Annotated in this window: 1 rRNA gene; it reads left to right on the top strand. The window is 53.8% G+C overall.

Going from position 1 to position 1503, the window contains the following annotated elements:
* Positions 1-1450 (top strand): 23S ribosomal RNA (locus tag ACFOSS_RS16745); the annotation flags it as partial.
* Between the last annotated feature and the right edge of the window lie 53 nt (positions 1451-1503).

Below are 1503 nucleotides of genomic sequence, written 5' to 3'. Positions count from 1 at the left end.
GTTGTCCTGGTGAAAGGGCGTAGGTGGTCGCGGTAGGCAAATCCGCTGCGGCATTAACACTGAGACCCGAGACGAAGTGACTACGGTCATGAAGTTACTGATGCCCTGCTTCCAGGAAAAGCCTCTAAGCTTCAGATTACCGTTAACCGTACCCCAAACCGACACAGGTGGTCGGGTAGAGAATACCAAGGCGCTTGAGAGAACTCGGGTGAAGGAACTAGGCAAAATAGTACCGTAACTTCGGGAGAAGGTACGCTGTTGGTGGTGAAGTGACTTGCTCACGGAGCTGCTGGCAGCCGCAGTGACCAGGTGGCTGGGACTGTTTAACAAAAACACAGCACTCTGCAAACACGAAAGTGGACGTATAGGGTGTGACACCTGCCCGGTGCCGGAAGGTTAATTGATGGGGTTAGCGCAAGCGAAGCTCTTGATCGAAGCCCCGGTAAACGGCGGCCGTAACTATAACGGTCCTAAGGTAGCGAAATTCCTTGTCGGGTAAGTTCCGACCTGCACGAATGGTGTAACCATGGCCACGCTGTCTCCACCCGAGACTCAGTGAAATCGAAATCGCCGTGAAGATGCGGTGTACCCGCGGCTAGACGGAAAGACCCCGTGAACCTTTACTACAGCTTGACACTGAACATTGAACCTACTTGTGTAGGATAGGTGGGAGGCTTGGAAGTGGTGACGCCAGTTGCCATGGAGCCGACCTTGAAATACCACCCTGGTATGTTTGATGTTCTAACCTCAGCCCGTTATCCGGGCCAGGGACAGTGTCTGGTGGGTAGTTTGACTGGGGCGGTCTCCTCCCAAAGAGTAACGGAGGAGCACGAAGGTGGGCTAATCACGGTCGGACATCGTGAGGTTAGTGCAATGGCATAAGCCCGCTTAACTGCGAGACAGACAAGTCGAGCAGGTGCGAAAGCAGGTCATAGTGATCCGGTGGTTCTGAATGGAAGGGCCATCGCTCAACGGATAAAAGGTACTCCGGGGATAACAGGCTGATACCGCCCAAGAGTTCATATCGACGGCGGTGTTTGGCACCTCGATGTCGGCTCATCACATCCTGGGGCTGAAGTTGGTCCCAAGGGTATGGCTGTTCGCCATTTAAAGTGGTACGCGAGCTGGGTTCAGAACGTCGTGAGACAGTTCGGTCCCTATCTGCCGTGGGCGTTGGATGATTGAAGGGAGTTGCTCCTAGTACGAGAGGACCGGAGTGAACGAACCTCTGGTGTTCGGGTTGTCATGCCAATGGCACTGCCCGGTAGCTAAGTTCGGAATCGATAACCGCTGAAAGCATCTAAGCGGGAAGCGAGCCCTGAGATGAGTCATCCCTGACCCCTTGAGGGTCCTGAAGGGCCGTTGAAGACTACGACGTTGATAGGTGGGGTGTGTAAGCGCGGTGACGTGTTGAGCTAACCCATACTAATTACCCGAGAGGCTTAACCATACAACACCCAAGAAGTTTTAGGCGCTTGTAGCGGTAAGAACGAATCAGCGATT

The organism is Pseudaeromonas sharmana (assembly GCF_042649925.1).
GTDB classification, from domain to species: domain Bacteria; phylum Pseudomonadota; class Gammaproteobacteria; order Enterobacterales; family Aeromonadaceae; genus Pseudaeromonas; species Pseudaeromonas sharmana.
This window is presented reverse-complemented; position numbering and strand designations above follow the sequence as displayed.